Genomic DNA, 17,271 nt, shown 5'->3' with positions numbered 1-17,271 from the left:
CCTAGTTAAATAAAAAAACCTCTCAGCTAAGGAGAGGTTTTTTTACAACCAGCTCCTTATCTGTCAGCATAATGCTGCGAGAATTAGCACCGTGTCTACGATTGTAGATCGGTTGCCGGGTTTCGTCGGGCTCGTCCCTCCACCTGCTCTTGATAAGAAGTATTTAGAAATGTTTAAATTTTTAAGATAACTGAATTTTGTCAGATATTTTTCATGTTGTCAATTACTTTTTGAAAAAATTTAATTTATCAATTCGATTAATGGCTTCTCGTAATCTATCTTCTGTATGCAAGAGACCAACACGGACATACCCTTCGCCATGTTCACCAAATCCAACACCAGGAGCAACTGCAACGTGTGCTTTTTCTAGTAAAATATCAGAAAATTGCTCGGATGTATAACCTTCTGGTACAGGAAGCCATGCAAAGAATGATCCGGTTGGAATGTCTACATTCCAACCAATTGAGTGACAAGCTGAAATAAGAGCGTTTCTCCGAGATTCGTAACTATTTACAAGATTTACTACACAAGACTGTGAACTTAATAGTGCTTCGCGAGCAGCATCTTGAATTGCACCAAAAATACTAACATACATATGATCTTGCAATAGGTTAATGGTTTCGATGACACTTTCATTTCCAACTGCAAAAGCAATACGCCAGCCAGCCATATTGAAAGTTTTTGATAACGTGTAAATTTCAATTCCTATATCTTTCGAACCATCTGCTTGCAAGAAACTAACAGGTTTTTGACCATCAAATCCGATAGCACCGTAAGCGAAATCGTGAACAACTAATATATTATGTTTATTAGCAAAATGAATGGTTGTATCAAAAAAATCTTTTGATGCAGTAGCACCTGTAGGGTTATTTGGATAGTTTAAAAACATTAACTTTGCCCGTTCAGCGATAGAGTCGTCAATTTTTTTATAATCCGGTAAAAAATGATTTTCTGCAATAAGCGGCATGGTTTCAAAGTGTGCCTTTGCTAAGGCAACCCCAGATAAATAATCTGGATAGCCTGGATCCGGAACGAGAATTGTATCACCAGGATTTGTAAAACAAATTGGTAATTCTACTAGTCCAGCCTTCCCACCAAACAAAATAGCAACTTCAGTTTTTGGGTTTAATTCGACGCCGTATTCACGTTTATAGAATGTAGTCACGGCTTCCTTTAAGCTTTCATGTCCGCGAAATGGCGGATATTTATGATGAATGGTCTTTTCGGCAGCATCTTGTAAAGCTTTTACGATATGCTGCGGTGTTGGTTGATCTGGATTACCTTGACCTAGATTAATAACATCGTGACCAGCTGCAACGACTTTGTTAACTTTTGCAACAAGTGAAGCGAAAAATTGTGTTGGCAATGATGTTACTATCTCAGAAGGTTGAAATAATTTCATACTTTCCACCTCTTTTGAAAGTTGTTACAATTCTAGTGACAAATGATATAATCTTTCCAGTATTTTGTAAAGAAAAAAATAAGAATGGGGCTGAAAAAATGAAAGTCGCATGTATTCAAATGGATATTGTTTTTGGAGATGTAGAAAAAAATATTGAGAATGCTAAAAATAAAATAAGCGAAGCTATGAAGGAAAGGCCAGATGTTATCGTCTTACCAGAACTATGGACAACAGGATATGATTTAACGAGACTTTCTGAAATTGCAGATAGGGATGGAGTGGAAACGAAAGAAAAGTTAATAGAATGGGCGAAGCAATATGATGTACATATTGTTGGTGGTTCTATAGCAAAGCAAACAGAGCAAGGCGTTACAAATACGATGTATGTTGTAAATAATGAAGGACAGCTAGTCAACGAATATAGTAAAGTACATTTATTTCAGCTTATGGATGAACATAAATATTTAATAGCCGGTAATGGTACGGGCGAATTTAAGCTGGATGATGTTGAATGCGCTGGAACAATTTGTTATGATATTCGTTTTCCAGAGTGGATGCGTGTCCATACTGCTAAAGGGGCAAAAGTATTATTTGTTGTAGCTGAATGGCCATTAGTTCGTTTAGCACATTGGCGTTTGCTATTGCAAGCAAGAGCAGTTGAAAATCAGTGTTATGTTGTTGCATGTAATAGAGCAGGAAAGGATCCAAATAATGTATTTGCGGGTCATTCTTTAATTGTGGACCCTTGGGGTGAAGTTGTAGTAGAGGCGAATGAAGAGGAATCAATTTTATTTGGAGAGCTTGAATTCGAGAAAATTAAAGAAGTACGTAAAGGAATTCCAGTTTTTGCGGATCGCCGTCCAGAATTATACAAATAAAATGTTGACAAGTGATTTTTATTCTTGGTATAGTCTTCAACATAAAGTTAAAAATTCAAAAAATTATACAACTCTTATCAAGAGCAGGTGGAGGGATTTGGCCCGATGAAGCCCAGCAACCGACCGTAATACCATTGTGAAATGGGGCGTTTATTACGCCAAAAGGCACGGTGCTAATTCCAGCAGAAAGTAAAACTTTCTGGCAGATAAGAGGGGAGAAGATAAACTTCAAACCTCTTTCTTAGTGGAAAGAGGTTTTTCTATGTTAGAAAAACCTCTGAATTTAAAAAGGGGGAGAAGACGATGGGATATTATTCATTAACAGAAATAACAGCTGTACAATATGCGAAAGATCATGGCTACTTTGAAGCGAAGGCAAATGTCGTTTGTCATGAAATTGGAGACGGAAACTTAAATTACGTGTTCAAATTAGATGATGGAGAGAAATCGATTATAATAAAACAAGCACTGCCTTATGCGAAAGTAGTTGGTGAAAGCTGGCCATTGTCTATAAAAAGAGCAACGATTGAAAGCAAGGCATTACAAATTTTTGCGCAGTATGTACCGGATTATGTTCCAGTAGTGTACAGTCATGATGAAGAGTTAGCGATAACGGTAATAGAAGACTTATCAAGACTAACAATTACAAGAAAAGGATTAATAGACGGAGAAGAATATCCGCTTTTATCCCAGCATATCGGCCGTTTTCTAGCACATGTTTTATTTTACACTTCAGATTTTGGTTTACAGTCAGAAGAGAAGAGGGTACTAGAAGGTACCTTTGTAAATCCGGACCTTTGTAAAATTACAGAGGATTTAGTGTTTACAGATCCGTTTGGACATTATGATACAAATGATTATGAGCCAGATTTACAGCTCGTGGTTGATGAACTTTGGAGTGATAAAACTTTAAAACTAAAAGTAGCACAATATAAATATAAGTTCTTAACAAGAAAAGAAACTCTTATTCATGGTGATTTACATACTGGTAGTATTTTTTCGTCACCTTCTGAAACGAAAGTGATTGATCCAGAATTTGCGACATATGGCCCATTTGGATTTGACATAGGTCAATTTATTGCAAATCTATTATTAAATGCTTTATCTAGAGAAGAAGAGAAAAGAAGTGTACTATTTTTCCATATAGAAAAGACGTGGAGTTATTTTGTAGAAACTTTTACAAAGTTATGGATTGGAGAAGGTGTAGAAGCATATACGAAAGAAAAACAATGGTTACCAATTATTTTGCAAAATATCTTTACTGATGCAGTTGGATTTGCCGGATGTGAACTGATTCGTAGAACAATTGGTTTAGCTCATGTAGCAGATTTAGATGAAATAGAAAATAAAGAAACAAGAATTCAAGCTAAGAAACAAGCGCTATCCTTAGGTAAAGAACTAATAAAATATGAATCTAAAAGTGCTGATATTCAACTGTTTCGAACATTATTTCAACAGACAGTTTCAGGGGGCGTAAAAGCGTGAGTACAATTGTTACTGTTCCGAGATCTGTAAGCTGGAAAGGTGATGCAATTGCGGTATTAAATCAAACGAAATTGCCGCATAGCACAGAATACAAAACATTGACGACTATTGAAGAGGTTTGGAAAAGCATCGTAATGTTAGAAGTACGAGGAGCGCCTGCAATTGGAATTGTAGCTGCATTTGGCTTAGCGCTTGCATCAAAAAAATATAACATTGTACATATTGAAGAATTTCAAAAGAAGTTTAATAGAGATTGTAATTATTTAGGAACGTCACGCCCGACAGCAGTAAATTTATTTTGGGCAATTGATCGTATGAGAGAATCTATTCGAGAGATTACTACAATAAAAGAAGCACAAAAAACATTAGAAGAAGAAGCGCTTCGCATTCAGCAGGAAGATGAAGAGGTGTGCCGAAATATTGGGGAATATGCGTTAACATGTTTTAAAGATGGCGATAATATTTTAACAATCTGTAACGCTGGAAGTATCGCAACTGCCAGATATGGAACTGCATTAGCTCCCTTTTATATTGGAAAAGAGAAAGGTGTGCGTTTACATGCATATGCGTGTGAAACGAGACCAGTTTTACAAGGTGGTCGCTTAACGACCTGGGAATTGAAGCAAGCAAATATTGATGTGACCCTTATTACAGATAATACTGCAGCTCATGCTATTCAAACGAAAGAAATAAATGCAATTATTGTAGGGGCGGATCGAATTGTCGCAAATGGAGATACGGCAAATAAAATAGGGACAATGAATTTAGCTATTTTAGCAAAGCACTTTGATATCCCATTTTATGTTGCTGCGCCACTGTCAACATTTGATGTTACGAAAGAAACTGGAGCCGAAATAATTATTGAAGAAAGAGATGAAACAGAAGTTACGAAAATCTTTGGAAAACAAGTAGCACCAATTGGAACGAATGTTTATAACCCTGCATTTGACGTAACACCGAACGAATTAATTACAGGAATTATTACTGAGAAAGGTATTATAAGCGGGGATTATAAACGAGAAATTGCATCATTATTTGAAAAACAGGCTAATACATAATAGCTTGTTTTTTTATGCCTAAATGCATTGTTTTCTCTTACTTATATAATGAAAGGAGGAGAAGAGGATGGAAGAGTGGATCAAGATGATAGGTAATGTAGGGTTTCCAATTGTTGTAACATTATATTTACTCCACCGTATTGAAAGTAAATTAGAGGGGGTAATTGTTGCAATTGAGAAGCTCCCGCGGCAATTACTAAAGTACGAAGATCCTCGCAATAAAAAATAAAGTTTGCTCTTCTTGAGCAAACTTTATTTTTTATTGAGCAGTATAGCCACCATCGATAACGACAGCTTGACCAGTAATACCTTTAGCTTTTTCACTCGCTAAAAACATAGCATAATCAGCGATTTCTTGTACTTGTAATAAGCGCTTTTGTGGGACGAGTGGATAAATAACATCTTCTAAAACATTTTCAAGTGGTACATTTCGTGTAGTAGCTAAGTCTTGTAGTTGATTACGTACAAGAGGGGTATCGACATAACCAGGGCAAAGGGCATTAACAGTAATACCATGCGTAGCACCTTCTAAAGCGGCAACTTTTGTTAATCCAATTACGCCATGTTTTGCACTATTGTAGGCAGCTTTTCCAGCAAACCCGACAAGGCCGTTAATAGAAGCGACATTAATAATACGACCATATTTTTGTTGTTTCATAATCGGAAAGGCATGCTTAATTGCGATAAACGGAGCAATTTGCATAATTTGAATTAGTAGCTCAAACTTTTCCGTTGGAAAGTCTTCAATGGGTGAAACGTGTTGCATTCCTGCGTTGTTAATTAATATATCTAATGAACCGAAATGACTAACTGTTTGAGAAATTGATGCTGTAATTTCCTCTTCAGATGTAACGTCACATTTTAAACCGATAGCTTGAAAACCTTCACTTTGTAATTGCTCAGCAGCTTCTTTCGCACGTTCTTCAAGACGATCAGTAATCACAACTTTTGCACCTTCTTTTGCAAAAGCACTTCCCATTTCATATCCAATACCACTCGCAGCACCTGTTAAAAAGACAACTCGATTTGTAACCATGATGAAAAACATCCCTTCATAATAAAGTTTTCATAGTGCTCTATTTAGAGAGGTTATAATGAAAATCCTGCAAACATTTGGAAAAAATATCGTTAGCTATCTTGTTTTGCAAAATAGTCTTTGCTATACTATTTTGTAAAGCAAGATACTTACGCTTATCTATCTTGTAAAACAAGATAGTAGGAGGATTTGAATTATGTCGACAAGTCAAATGCTGAAAGGGATCTTAGAAGGATGCTTACTTGCTATTATTTCTGAAGGCGAAATATACGGTTATGAAATGAGTGAGAAGCTAGCAAAGTATGGTTTTACAATGGCGAGTGAGGGAAGTATTTATCCGTTATTAATACGAATGCAAAAAGAAGGATTAATAACAAGCGTAATGAAGGAATCTCCATCTGGTCCAAAGAGAAAATATTACACATTAACAGAAAAAGGCGAGGAAGCACTTGATGAATTTATGGATCGCTGGGAAGCGATGCAAAGTAGTGTAGAACGTCTACTTGAAGGGAAGGGAAGGAGAAAATAATGTTATCAAGTGAAGCACGAAAGTTTTTGTTAGATATGAGATTATTTTTGACGGCAAAGAGTGTGAAAGAAAATGATATTGAAAACTTTTTAGAAGACGCAGAACTTCATTTAATAGAAGGTGAGAGTGAGGGGAAGAGTGTAGAAGATATTTTCGGAAGCTCACCGAAAGAATATGCAAATGAACTTGTAAAAGTGATGGAAAGAGATAGACAGGAAACGTGGAAGCAAATTGGTTTTACAGTAATGAATATCGTATCTTTTTGGATTATTGCTTCTATCTTAATAGTGAGTAATGGAATGTTACAGATTTCACTTATTCAGTGTATTGGTTACAGTTTTTCATTGATTTTAGTTGTTATGGGTCCTAATTTTCTACTTCGCAAAATGACCTTCGTCACAAGCTTTACAAAAACATGGTTTTCCATGTGGTCTTTAGTTATGATTGCTCCATTGTTTTTATTAGGAGCTGTTACGATATTAGATGTGATATATCCTACAAAAATGCTCACATTCACCGAAGTCCAAAGTTATATAGTAGCTGGTGGGATTTTTATCATCACAGTAGCGATAAATATATATTTTGAAGGATGGTTTAAAAACTTATATTTAATCATTCCACTTTCTATTATGTTACTGTTTAAAACATTTACATCTGAAGATCTCATGCCAATGTTATTTCAAATTATATGTTTATACGGAAGTTTGTTTATTTTAATTTTCTTTGAAATTATGATGAAGACGAATAGAAGAGAAATGGTTAAATAAGGGGGTGATAAAAGTGCTATCGAATGAAGGGCAAAAGTTTTTAGATGATACTCAAGGGTATTTACGAACAAAGGGCATTAGAGAAGCTGATATTCTTTTCTTTATAGAAGATGCGGAAGTTCATTTAATAGAAGGAGAAAAGAGAGGGAAGAGTGTAAATGATATATTCGGTCATGCTCCAAAAGAGTATGCAAATCAACTTGCCAAAGAGATGGAAGTTGATAAAAAAGGGAATTATAAATTATTGCTTTATTTCATTATAAATTTATTAGCATTCACGATGATGAAGAGTGTATTTTTTAGTGAAGTCGACCATCGTTTGTCTTATTCTTTAATTGAATTAATCGGATATCCAATTATGATTTTTGTAGGAATTAGTGTATTAATATGGGGCATGAGAACAGCCTCATTTAAGCGTAAAAGAACTGAATTTTTAATTATGTATATAAGTGGTGCGATATGGTTTTTATCAATTTTCAGTATTGCATTATTAAATAATTTTTATGGTACAACATTTATTAAATTTACTGCGACAGAAAGCTTCATTCTTGTTGGAATAGTAGTTCTATTTGCAGCTATTGTAAATATTAAATTTGGTGGTTGGTTTACTTTGGCGTATTTACTAGTTCCAATTGCATTGGAATATGTATTCGTAATGATAGATTTATCAAGTATTATTGGAATGTATGTACAACAAATAATTCTTTTCATTGTTATTTATATGCTTTTGAAAATTCATATAAAATTAGAAAAAGGAAAGTATACGAATAAAAAGAGAGACAGTATTATTTATAGGTAAATTGAGTAGTAGTTTTCTAAGGTTAACCTAACAATAACTCTTTTATAAAAAGGATATATGTTGACTATTTTATTAATATATTAGATTACACATCAGGATATATTCTGTTTTTCGGTTTAATAGGAAAGCGGCTGCTCTGGATATACCAAAAATTATTTCCAAAGAAATATTATATAGGGATTTTTAGAGGGATTACATTTACATTTAGTTGTCTATTTTTATTTCTAGCAGCCGGGATTTGGTTTGTTGATTGGAACAAGTTGTTTTAAACAGTAACATGAGGGTTACTGTTTTTTTCTTTGTAGTAAAGAGCTTTGTAAAGAGAGCGCTTTTTGTTCTGCTGTTAATAAGGAATGAATATGAACGTTTTCTGGACGAGGGACTATTGGATACATAAGATTTGTTGGAGAAGGGTGGTGCTCCGAACCGGTTGGAGAATGAGGATCTGCATGAGTAAGTTTTCCATGAATACGTCTTGTAAATAAAATATGACCGATTTCGTGAGCGAGCGTATATATATTTTTCATAGGGGCAGCCGAATTTGTTAAAACGATATAGCCAGTAAGTTGCTGTTGTTTTGCTAAAGAATAAGCGCAGGCAATTACTGCTGTTTCTTTGAAATAATCACTGCCAATATAACAAATATAAAGGTCGCATTCAGGAGCTTCATTTACACATGTTTGGAAAAAGGATGCCAACTTTTCTTGACTTTGAATGGAATTTTTATAACTGATTTCACGGTCAAAAAAACGGAAAAGTTCATTTAATACAATTACTTCTTGAATTTGAAATGTAATGGGGTGCCAAATTGATTCTGCAACAGCTAAATCTTTTGCGATGCGGTCATCAGAAATATCGGCGCCGGGAGTAATGCAAATACATATATTGACGTATGGATCCATAAGGAACACCTCAAATGAAAAAAGTTCTTCCTATAATATATGTGGGGAAAAGATGTCATGTATGGATAAACGCCTTCTTTATTGAATATATAGATGACAAGTCGAAAAAATTTCATAGTTCTATAACATGGTATGGTCGTCTTTTTGATATAGTAAAGGAGAGGGGGAGAATATATGTATACATTAAAAATCGTTTCAGACAGAGAAGCACTTTATCAATTTGCGAGTTATGTAAGAGTTGTACAAGGGGTTGAAGATGTATATGTAGAGGTGGGAGAACCTTTATATGAACATCCTTTAATGAAGTTTTATGTACATATTAAGCTGAAAGAAACATATGAGCAGCATAAAGCGTTACAGGAAATAGCAAGATTAGTAGAATTGGGTCGTTTTACATATGTCCATTATCGTAATGATGAAATTGAGGAAGCTTTTGAAGCTGTAAAATATGAAAGTTTTAAGAAATAAAGATGAAAAAACGGAGGCGAAAGCTTCCTTTTTTTCTTTAAAATTACATGAACAAAAAGAGAGAAATTTTGTTATGATAAGGGAGGTTAGGGAAAGGGGAATTTACATATGGGGTATATTGAAGAGTTACGAAAAGTCGTTGGTACAAGACCGCTTATTCTCGTAGGATCAGCAATCATTATATTAAATGATAAACAAGAAGTATTGCTTCAATATCGTTCAGATACATATGACTGGGGTGTACCTGGCGGGGCGATGGAACTGGGTGAAACGACAGAAGAAACGGCACGTAGAGAGTTATTTGAGGAAACGGGGTTAACTGCAAAAATAATGCAATTTCTTGGTGTTCTATCAGGAAAAGAAGTATATTTCCGTTATCCGAATGGCGATGAAATTTTCAATGTCATTCATCTGTATCAGGCACATCATGTGAGCGGGGAATTAAAGCTCGATCATGAAGGGTTGAAACTTCAATATTTTCCAGTAGATAAGTTGCCAAAATTGAATGAAACGACAGAGAAAATTTTGCAAAAGTTTTTATATGCACTGACAGAATAGAAGGTTAATTCCTTCTATTTTTATTATATTAAATATTTTGATTTTTTAGTATGTTTATAGTATGATAGTTATAGATATACATCTTATGGAATTTCACCTAAAAACTTACTAGGGTACATAAGAGAGGGGCAAGTACAAAATGCATAATGTTGTTATTACAGCTGCAGTTCGTTCGCCAATTGGAACTTTTGGAGGAGCGCTAAAAAATGTAACGCCAGTAGAATTAGCTGTTCCTGTACTTCAGGAAGCTGTAAAACGAGGCGGGGTAGAACCACATGAAGTTGATGAAGTAATTTTAGGTCATTGTATTCAAAGAACTGATGAAGCAAATACAGCGAGAACAGCTGCATTAGCGGCAGGATTTCCTGACACAGTTACGGGATATACAATCCAACGTCAATGTTCTTCAGGTATGCAAGCAATTATGTCAGCTGCAATGCAAATCCAATTAGGTGTAAGTGATGTTGTTGTTGCAGGTGGAGTAGAAGCGATGAGTTCGAGCCCTTATGCATTGAAACAGCACCGCTGGGGACAACGTCTACAGCACGGAGAAATTCGTGATACGGTGTGGGAAGTGTTAGAAGATCCGATTCACCATATTATGATGGGTGAAACAGCGGAAAATTTAGTTGAACAATATGAAATTACAAGAGAGGAACAAGATGAAGTTGCTCTTCGCAGTCATACATTGGCACTGAAGGCAATCGAGTCTGGACACTTTGACGATCAAATTGTTCCTATTACAATAAAAGAACGTAGAAAAGAAGTAGTATTTTCGAAGGATGAGCATCCACGTGCAGATATTACAGCGGAAAAATTAGCAGGGTTAAAACCAGCATTCCGTAAAGATGGGTCTGTAACTGCAGGTAATGCATCTGGCCTGAATGACGGAAGTGCAGTTCTAGTATTAATGAGCGAAGAAAAAGCGAAAGAAAAAGGCTTACAACCGTTAGCTAGAATTGTTGGATATTCAGTAGCTGGAGTAGACCCGAAAATTATGGGTATTGGACCAGCACCAGCAATTCGTAAAGGTTTAGAAAAAGTGGATTGGTCATTAGAAGATGCAGATTTACTTGAAATTAATGAAGCTTTCGCGGCTCAATATTTAGCTGTAGAGAAAGAGTTAGGTTTAGACCGTGAAAAAGTGAACGTAAACGGTAGTGGCGTAGGACTTGGGCATCCAATTGGTTGTACAGGGGCTCGTATTACGGTAAGTTTAATTCACGAATTAAAAAGACGTGGGTTAGAAAAAGGAATTGCCTCTTTATGCGTCGGTGGCGGTATCGGGGTTGCCTTATTTATAGAAGCACTATAAAAAAGAAGCAGCTATTGCTGCTTCTTTTTTTATGACTCAAATAGATGATGAAATAATCGATCACGATTTTCAAAGAAAAGTTTCGTTGTTTGGTAATGCTCGGTTTCTTCTAATGTGGATTCGTGAATCCCCTCTTGTGTTAAAGAGTATATAGTAGATTCAGGGTAAGCCATTAAAATAGGAGAATGCGTCGCAATAACAAATTGTGAACCTTGTTCCGCTAGTTCATGCATTCGAATGAGCATGGAAAGTTGTCTCATTGGTGATAGAGCGGCCTCAGGCTCATCTAAAATGTATAAACCTTGTCCTGAAAAACGATTCATAAATAAGGAAAAGAATGATTCACCGTGTGATTGTTTGTGAAGTGAGACACCACCATATGAATCAATAACTGGATTTCCGCGTGCTTCTGGATCAGCATCCATTTCATCAATATAAGAAGCAACGTTATAAAAAGATTCAGCGCGAAGAAAGAAACCGTCGTTTGGTGTATTGAAACTTTTTGAAATTCGAAGGTATTCATGTAAAGATGAATGTGAATCGTTTGTGCTAAAGCGGAAATTTTTCGTTCCACCTTCTGCATTAAAACCTAACGCAATTGCAATTCCTTCAAGTAATGTTGATTTACCCGTTCCGTTTTCTCCAATAATGAATGTTACATTTGGATGGAAAGCTAGTGATTGTAATGTTCGGATAGCGGGTAAGCAGTAAGGATATGCGGAAAAACTAGGGATATTTTCTTTTTTTAATGTGACATTTTGTAAAAAGGGTACGTCAATCAATATATAAACCTCAATTCATAACGGATTTTAATTCTAAAAAAGCAGCAAATACAATTGTTAATGGCACATGAATTCCTTCTTATTTTCTGAATATTTTATGTGTATTATATCAGTATAATCGCTCATCATCTATCCTTTTTTCTGCTTATAAAGACATTAAGGATGGGAGGTTTAGGTATTAAATATTAAAACATAAGGTGAATATTTTTAATTGTTTAGAATAATTTTTGTTAAAGGAAAATTAAAGTATCCTGTCTAATGTTGTTGAGGAGGAATTTAACATTCATTTTTGGAGAATATATATTTTGCTTTTAATGAGTGAACCTATATATATAACTAAAAAACCGAAAAAAATATATTCTAATTTTTCTTTGAAAATAGCACGAAACCTTTGTTTTAAGGTGGTTTTAATGAGAATTTTAATTCAGAATAAGTTTTATATTCTGAATTTTCGACAAAAAAACTAGACGTTTATTTGTTTTTTTAGTATAATCGATTTGTAGTTAAAAACGGGATTATCTGTAAAATTTGCACGAATATAGAAGTCCTCTAGAAGTTATTTCACCTAATTAAAAAGTAACTACATTAATGAATGCAGGGAACTAGGTGATTTTTTGTTTGTATGCAAAGAATATGTGTTAAAAGTCATTGAGAATCTTAACGTACCACATGTTTGTAAAACAGACAAAACAGTAAAATGTAAGTATTGTGAACTGTGTTCTAAAAAATGAGAATCGGAGTGAAGAGGAAATGTCGAAATTTACAAATTTGACACGTTATGAAGAAATAGGGTTAAACCAAGATTATAACTTGGCTGATGGTCATGCCCATCAGGGACAATCAGAGACACAAAAAAGTATTATTAGTGAACTATCTACTATCTTTTATGAATCAGAACTTACTAAACAAAAAGTTTTAGAGAAAGAATTTCAATACGAATTTTACAAACTAGCTGGTCAACACTCCGCTATAGATCACCCTAGAACCATGTTATGTTATTCGGCATCACTATCAACTGATTTAATAGCTACATATTTACAAAAAAAGAATATGACTGTCAGTTTATTACAACCTTGCTTTGACAATTTAGCAACTATACTTAAGAGAAGAAATGTTGAATTATCTCCTGTTTCAGAGGATGCTTTTTCATCAATTAATCTAGAAACTACATTAGATAATATAACAACAGATGCTTTATTCTTAACTTTGCCTAATAATCCTACAGGATTCATGTTAACGCAAGGAGAACTTGAAACCGTAATCAAATATTGTAAAAAGAACAATAAATTATTAATAATTGATTGTACATTTAGATTTTATCACCCAGATTCATTTTGGGATCAATATAAAATGTTAGAAGATTTAGGTGTTAGTTACTTTGTGGTTGAAGATACAGGAAAGACCTTCCCTACTCAAGACTTAAAATGTAGTATTCTTGCGGCTAGCGAAGATTTATACGAGGATATCCTTGAATTACATAATGACATCCTTTTAAATGTATCTCCGTTTATCTTAAACTTATTAATTAAGTATATGAAGGATATGAGCAAAGAGGGTTTCCAATCTACATTATGGGATATAATTAATACAAATAGAAAGTATCTTCGCAAAGTCTTAGAAAACTCTATTCTTGTTCCATATAACTCGGACACTATTATCAGTGTGGAGTGGCTACAAATAGTTAATGATGATGTAAATAGTTTGGATTTATTAGAGGAGATGAGGAATTTCGGATTAGGGGTTCTTCCAGGTGATCATTTTTATTGGAATAATCCAGAGATAGGAGAAAGGTATATTCGAATTGCTTTAGCGAGAAACCCTGAAATGTTTAAAGCATCATGTGATGTACTTGCAGAGTTTCTTACAGCTACCAGATCCAAATCTATGATAACAGTTGGTGTCTAATCGTTATGAAAATTACTTATATTGACAAGCCTACATATCTTCCGAGCTGGGTTATTAATAAAATAAATGAATATGGGGATTTTGAAGTGTTTTATGACTTCCCTAATGAAGAGGAAGCAATTAATAGACTGTCTAGTACTGACATTGCAATTGTTGAATGGACATCTATCACAAAAGAAATGATTGAGAAAATATCGAGATTAAAGTACCTTATTACTATTACAACTAGTTATGATTATATCGACGTTAACTCTCTTAAGGATAATGAAATCATGGTATCCAATTGTCCCCAATATTCTAAACAAGCTGTGGCTGAACATGTATTTGCTTTATTATTTGCTGTTAACAGAAAGATTTTACAAGCTGATGAAACTTGTAGAAAGGGATTAAGTCACATATATCCTCCTTTTCTATGTTCTGAAATAAGAGATAAGACCATTGGATTAATTGGTATTGGGCAAATAGGACAGACAGTTGCAGAAATAGCGAATGCTTTCCAAATGAAGGTTATTGGTCTTAATAAATCTAAGAGGAATGTTAAAGGTATTCAGCAAGTAGATATAACAGAATTAATGAAGAAAAGTGATATTATCTCACTTCATATTCCTAGAAATGCAGATACAGAAATAATATTGACTGAGAAATTATTGAGCTTAATGAAACCAGATGCAGTATTAATAAATACGTGTAGAGGTAACTTAATAGATGAACAGGCTTTGTATTCTGTGTTAAAACAGAATAGGATTAGAGGGGCAGGTCTTGATGATTTAACATATTATAAGGATAACCCTATAATAGGATTAAATAATGTTGTTTTGACACCTGGAAGTGCTTGGTATTCCTATGAGGCAAGGGAAAAGAATATGTATGAACTTATAGAAAATATAGAATCCTATTTAGCACAAAAACCAGTAAATGTTATATAGAATTATCTAATTTTTATCCCGATATTAGCTGGAAATAATACTCTCATCCCAGGATCTAGCAAAAGTGAGGAAGTTAGGTGGGGAGAAACTGCCGATAAAATCCTGCGTGGTTTAACTAATAATCAGTGGAGGGTGAAGAAACCTCTACTGATTAAAGTTATACTGTAGTCGGAAACTTCATGTAAAAATCTATCAGAGGTGAAAATAATGAAACACACCTATATTGACGTTTTTAAAAAAGCTGGTTCACCTTCTAAGTTGAAATCATTTGTGAATTTTCAACCAGTTTGGCCAAGTGAAACCCTTGAGAGACATACGGAGATTCTTAAACTATTTTATGATGAACGTGCCCGATATAATCACCTTGATAAATTGCCTCGTGAAATATTGGATGAATGGACTTTAGGTCGACTACAAGCGTTGGTAGATTTCGCTTATGAGCAAATTCCATTTTATAATCATATTTATAAAAATGTTGGTTTTGAGCCTGGAGATTTAAAGACACTTAAAGATTTTGAAAAACTACCTATTATTCAAAAGGGTGATTTACATATTGTTTATCAAGATGCAGTAAATCATCCTTGGGTAAAAGTGAATCACAAATCACGAACTTCAGGATCTACGGGTATCCCGTTATCCTTGATTAATGATACTGATCGACAAAAACATTGGTTTATTCATCGTTTTCAAATGTTTGAAAATATGATGCAAAAAACTTTAAATCCTGGTGACTGGATATACTCAATATATTATGAACCATTTTTACTTTCGAGTATACTGGGGAAATATCCTATTTTTACGGTTGGTTTAGGTGCTGCCTATGGAGATTTAGTTGAACATATTCGTAAGTTGAAGCCTAAAATTGTTACAGGTGTAGCTAGTCATATTATAGAGGTAGCACAACTCCTTCCGGATGCAAAAGATATTGGGATTATGGCATTCACCACTAATAGTGAAACTTCATCAGCACAAACTAGAAGACAACTGTCTATGAAGTTAGGTGTTCCGATATTAGACGAATACTCCTCCGAAGAACTTGGTATTATTGCTTGGGAGGAACGTGATGGTTCTTATTTAGTAGCTGAAGATACAGTATATCTTGAACTAGTTAATAGAGATGAAGAAGATATGGCTTCTGTAATTGGGACTGATTTATGGAACTTTGCTATGCCAAGAATTCGTTATGCTCAAAATGACTATGCTACTTGGAGACATAGGGATCCGGAATATGGATTAAGAAGATTGGAAAGAATTATTGGTCGTCAGGATATGAAAATTGTTAGCCCTGATAATGGTTCAATAGATCCGGGGAGAATCCTTGAAATTTTCGATACAACTTTAGTTTGTGAGGATTCGGGAGTTGAAGAATTTCGTCTTGTACAAAAATCATTACATGACGTAAGGTTACTGATTAAACTTAGGTCTAAGCATAACGACGCTGAATCAGCTATAAAAGAGTTTAGTGAACGTTTTCATGGGATTTTTGGTAATACTGTGCAACTAACAGTGGAAATTCTGGATGAAATCCCCTCCTTGGGAGTTAAGAGGAGGAGTATTGTGAGGGAATTTAATGACTAAGAAGATAGCTATTATTCATGAAGAAATTCATCCCTTGTTGAATAAGATTTATGAGAGATTAGAGGATTTTGGGTGCGAACCACATCTTGTTCACTGGAATACCTTAGGTTTAGAAGCAGGAAGTTTATCTTATAATTTGGAGAAATTTGACACAGTTTATTTAGATCGTATGGGTGAAATTTTTCCTTCTTATTCAACACAACTTTCACTTCTTCAAGGAATAGCGGAACAGTTGTCAAATACACGTATTGTAAATAATCCAAAAGCATACTCAATAGCCAGAAATAAAGCATTAATGGCGGTAAAACTAGCTACAGCGAATTTACCTATACCATTAACTAAAATCGCATACACAAAAAATCAAATTGAAGACTTTTGTAAACAAAGTGGTCATGAATTTTATATTGCAAAGTCGTTTCTTGGTGCTTGTGCAGAAGATATTTTTCCATTTCCTAATGGGAAAATTCCAAATGAGGTTATTAATCTCTTAGATAGAGATGGTATGGTCATAGTTCAGGAGTTTATTTATAATCCAAACAGATTCATATGGAGAATTGATATAGTGGATTCGCAAGTTATTCAGTGTAATCAAAGATTTGCGTATAACGATGACTTTGAAACACCCCTATGTAATGGGACAATTGGAGGAGACATTATTTTTTGGGAGCCTAGTAATTTACCAAGTGATATTTGTAACCTTGCTGTTAAAGCGGTAAGTGAACTAGGCTTGGATATTGCTGGAGTCGATATCTTGGTTTCTGATAGTGGATCCCTTTTTATTGCAGAAGTTAATCCTGAACCGGATATTACTCTCGATAGAATAGGATTTCCATATGCCATTGCGGACTATTTAAGAAATTTAACAAAATAATAATTTTTTGCG

At 34.5% G+C, this 17,271-nt stretch carries 19 protein-coding genes and 2 riboswitches; of the genes, 15 read left to right on the top strand and 4 right to left on the bottom strand.

The genetic code is table 11. The features are described 5' to 3' along the window. Positions 1-53: 53 nt before the first annotated feature. A riboswitch (SAM riboswitch) is annotated at positions 54-159 on the bottom strand. A gap of 64 nt (positions 160-223) precedes the next feature. Then, positions 224-1,402: a pyridoxal phosphate-dependent aminotransferase gene (locus AC1Q51_RS07440; RefSeq protein ID WP_000765536.1), complete on the bottom strand. Its 1,179-nt coding sequence runs from the start codon at positions 1,400-1,402 to the stop codon at positions 224-226. 14 nt (positions 1,403-1,416) lie between these two features. On the opposite strand from AC1Q51_RS07440, the gene AC1Q51_RS07435 reads away from it, so the two are divergent. The 4 genes from AC1Q51_RS07435 to AC1Q51_RS07420 all read left to right on the top strand — a co-directional run bounded on the left by AC1Q51_RS07435 (position 1,417) and on the right by AC1Q51_RS07420 (position 5,052). Then, positions 1,417-2,280, top strand: coding sequence for a carbon-nitrogen family hydrolase (locus tag AC1Q51_RS07435; RefSeq protein ID WP_016512349.1), 864 nt, complete (start codon positions 1,417-1,419; stop codon positions 2,278-2,280). A 71-nt stretch (positions 2,281-2,351) separates the two neighbouring features. Further along, a riboswitch (SAM riboswitch) is annotated at positions 2,352-2,493 on the top strand. Between the two features lie 90 nt (positions 2,494-2,583). After that, positions 2,584-3,765 carry an S-methyl-5-thioribose kinase gene (mtnK, locus tag AC1Q51_RS07430; protein ID WP_000542674.1) on the top strand — a complete coding sequence of 394 codons (1,182 nt, stop codon included), beginning with the start codon at positions 2,584-2,586 and terminating at the stop codon, positions 3,763-3,765. Then, positions 3,762-4,823, top strand: a complete 1,062-nt coding sequence (gene mtnA / locus AC1Q51_RS07425) for an S-methyl-5-thioribose-1-phosphate isomerase (RefSeq protein ID WP_071713530.1) — start codon at positions 3,762-3,764, stop codon at positions 4,821-4,823. Before mtnK ends, mtnA begins: the two co-directional genes overlap by 4 nt. Before the next feature lie 67 nt (positions 4,824-4,890). Further along, entirely contained in the window at positions 4,891-5,052 is a 162-nt protein-coding gene (locus AC1Q51_RS07420) for a YvrJ family protein (protein ID WP_000393338.1), read from the top strand. 30 nt (positions 5,053-5,082) lie between these two features. On the opposite strand, the gene AC1Q51_RS07415 is transcribed toward AC1Q51_RS07420, so the two are convergent. Continuing rightward, entirely contained in the window at positions 5,083-5,859 is a 777-nt protein-coding gene (locus tag AC1Q51_RS07415; protein WP_000258450.1) for a 3-hydroxybutyrate dehydrogenase, read from the bottom strand. Between the two features lie 196 nt (positions 5,860-6,055). On the opposite strand from AC1Q51_RS07415, the gene AC1Q51_RS07410 reads away from it, so the two are divergent. Genes AC1Q51_RS07410 through AC1Q51_RS07395 form a run of 4 tightly spaced genes read left to right on the top strand, consistent with a single transcriptional unit; the run spans position 6,056 to position 8,223 of the window. Continuing rightward, positions 6,056-6,388, top strand: coding sequence for a PadR family transcriptional regulator (locus AC1Q51_RS07410; protein WP_000107977.1), 333 nt, complete (start codon positions 6,056-6,058; stop codon positions 6,386-6,388). After that, entirely contained in the window at positions 6,388-7,155 is a 768-nt protein-coding gene (locus AC1Q51_RS07405; protein WP_071713529.1) for a DUF1129 domain-containing protein, read from the top strand. The genes AC1Q51_RS07410 and AC1Q51_RS07405 overlap by 1 nt, the downstream gene beginning before the upstream one ends. A gap of 13 nt (positions 7,156-7,168) precedes the next feature. Next, the gene (locus tag AC1Q51_RS07400) at positions 7,169-7,954 is read left to right on the top strand and encodes a DUF1129 domain-containing protein (RefSeq protein WP_090977141.1); all 786 of its coding nucleotides are present in this window, start codon (positions 7,169-7,171) and stop codon (positions 7,952-7,954) included. Positions 7,955-7,998: 44 nt separating this feature from the next. After that, the gene (locus AC1Q51_RS07395) at positions 7,999-8,223 is read left to right on the top strand and encodes a DNA-binding protein (RefSeq protein WP_369812837.1); all 225 of its coding nucleotides are present in this window, start codon (positions 7,999-8,001) and stop codon (positions 8,221-8,223) included. Positions 8,224-8,238: 15 nt separating this feature from the next. On the opposite strand, the gene AC1Q51_RS07390 is transcribed toward AC1Q51_RS07395, so the two are convergent. Next, a complete protein-coding gene (locus AC1Q51_RS07390) occupies positions 8,239-8,856 on the bottom strand; it encodes an ImmA/IrrE family metallo-endopeptidase (RefSeq protein WP_000371605.1) in 618 nt (205 codons plus the stop codon). A 174-nt stretch (positions 8,857-9,030) separates the two neighbouring features. Here AC1Q51_RS07390 and AC1Q51_RS07385 point away from each other — a divergent pair, with 174 nt between their 5' ends. The 3 genes from AC1Q51_RS07385 to AC1Q51_RS07375 all read left to right on the top strand — a co-directional run bounded on the left by AC1Q51_RS07385 (position 9,031) and on the right by AC1Q51_RS07375 (position 11,197). Continuing rightward, positions 9,031-9,324, top strand: coding sequence for a DUF3928 family protein (locus AC1Q51_RS07385; protein WP_000288330.1), 294 nt, complete (start codon positions 9,031-9,033; stop codon positions 9,322-9,324). 108 nt (positions 9,325-9,432) lie between these two features. Continuing rightward, positions 9,433-9,882 (top strand): NUDIX hydrolase, encoded by a 450-nt coding sequence (locus AC1Q51_RS07380; RefSeq protein WP_002005651.1) that lies wholly within the window; start codon positions 9,433-9,435, stop codon positions 9,880-9,882. 139 nt (positions 9,883-10,021) lie between these two features. After that, the gene (locus tag AC1Q51_RS07375) at positions 10,022-11,197 is read left to right on the top strand and encodes an acetyl-CoA C-acetyltransferase (protein WP_000552075.1); all 1,176 of its coding nucleotides are present in this window, start codon (positions 10,022-10,024) and stop codon (positions 11,195-11,197) included. Between the two features lie 29 nt (positions 11,198-11,226). Here AC1Q51_RS07375 and AC1Q51_RS07370 read toward each other — a convergent pair whose 3' ends face one another. Further along, positions 11,227-11,979 carry an AAA family ATPase gene (locus AC1Q51_RS07370; protein WP_088114594.1) on the bottom strand — a complete coding sequence of 251 codons (753 nt, stop codon included), beginning with the start codon at positions 11,977-11,979 and terminating at the stop codon, positions 11,227-11,229. A 750-nt stretch (positions 11,980-12,729) separates the two neighbouring features. On the opposite strand from AC1Q51_RS07370, the gene AC1Q51_RS07365 reads away from it, so the two are divergent. The 4 genes from AC1Q51_RS07365 (at position 12,730) to AC1Q51_RS07350 (ending at position 17,259) form a co-directional block, all read left to right on the top strand. Further along, positions 12,730-13,884, top strand: coding sequence for an aminotransferase class I/II-fold pyridoxal phosphate-dependent enzyme (locus tag AC1Q51_RS07365; protein ID WP_090977143.1), 1,155 nt, complete (start codon positions 12,730-12,732; stop codon positions 13,882-13,884). A gap of 5 nt (positions 13,885-13,889) precedes the next feature. Continuing rightward, positions 13,890-14,810, top strand: a complete 921-nt coding sequence (locus AC1Q51_RS07360) for a 2-hydroxyacid dehydrogenase (RefSeq protein ID WP_090977145.1) — start codon at positions 13,890-13,892, stop codon at positions 14,808-14,810. Between the two features lie 207 nt (positions 14,811-15,017). After that, positions 15,018-16,388 (top strand): phenylacetate--CoA ligase family protein, encoded by a 1,371-nt coding sequence (locus AC1Q51_RS07355; protein ID WP_090977147.1) that lies wholly within the window; start codon positions 15,018-15,020, stop codon positions 16,386-16,388. Then, entirely contained in the window at positions 16,381-17,259 is an 879-nt protein-coding gene (locus AC1Q51_RS07350; RefSeq protein ID WP_097924716.1) for an ATP-grasp domain-containing protein, read from the top strand. Before AC1Q51_RS07355 ends, AC1Q51_RS07350 begins: the two co-directional genes overlap by 8 nt. Positions 17,260-17,271 lie beyond the last annotated feature (12 nt).

The organism is Bacillus sp. MT94 (assembly GCF_058792475.1).
Note: the sequence above shows the minus strand (reverse complement) of the source record. Positions and strands in the feature narration are given on the sequence as shown.

Bases quoted from the DNA above. Each gene is read 5' to 3' on its own strand.
- AC1Q51_RS07405 (WP_071713529.1), top strand. From the start codon at position 6,388: ATGTTATCAAGTGAAGCACGAAAGTTTTTGTTAGATATGAGATTATTT.
- AC1Q51_RS07380 (WP_002005651.1), top strand. From the start codon at position 9,433: ATGGGGTATATTGAAGAGTTACGAAAAGTCGTTGGTACAAGACCGCTT.
- mtnK (WP_000542674.1), top strand. From the start codon at position 2,584: ATGGGATATTATTCATTAACAGAAATAACAGCTGTACAATATGCGAAA.
- AC1Q51_RS07440 (WP_000765536.1), bottom strand. From the start codon at position 1,402: ATGAAATTATTTCAACCTTCTGAGATAGTAACATCATTGCCAACACAA.
- AC1Q51_RS07365 (WP_090977143.1), top strand. From the start codon at position 12,730: ATGTCGAAATTTACAAATTTGACACGTTATGAAGAAATAGGGTTAAAC.
- AC1Q51_RS07375 (WP_000552075.1), top strand. From the start codon at position 10,022: ATGCATAATGTTGTTATTACAGCTGCAGTTCGTTCGCCAATTGGAACT.
- AC1Q51_RS07420 (WP_000393338.1), top strand. From the start codon at position 4,891: ATGGAAGAGTGGATCAAGATGATAGGTAATGTAGGGTTTCCAATTGTT.
- AC1Q51_RS07385 (WP_000288330.1), top strand. From the start codon at position 9,031: ATGTATACATTAAAAATCGTTTCAGACAGAGAAGCACTTTATCAATTT.
- AC1Q51_RS07355 (WP_090977147.1), top strand. From the start codon at position 15,018: ATGAAACACACCTATATTGACGTTTTTAAAAAAGCTGGTTCACCTTCT.
- AC1Q51_RS07390 (WP_000371605.1), bottom strand. From the start codon at position 8,856: ATGGATCCATACGTCAATATATGTATTTGCATTACTCCCGGCGCCGAT.
- AC1Q51_RS07350 (WP_097924716.1), top strand. From the start codon at position 16,381: ATGACTAAGAAGATAGCTATTATTCATGAAGAAATTCATCCCTTGTTG.
- AC1Q51_RS07415 (WP_000258450.1), bottom strand. From the start codon at position 5,859: ATGGTTACAAATCGAGTTGTCTTTTTAACAGGTGCTGCGAGTGGTATT.
- AC1Q51_RS07360 (WP_090977145.1), top strand. From the start codon at position 13,890: ATGAAAATTACTTATATTGACAAGCCTACATATCTTCCGAGCTGGGTT.
- AC1Q51_RS07410 (WP_000107977.1), top strand. From the start codon at position 6,056: ATGTCGACAAGTCAAATGCTGAAAGGGATCTTAGAAGGATGCTTACTT.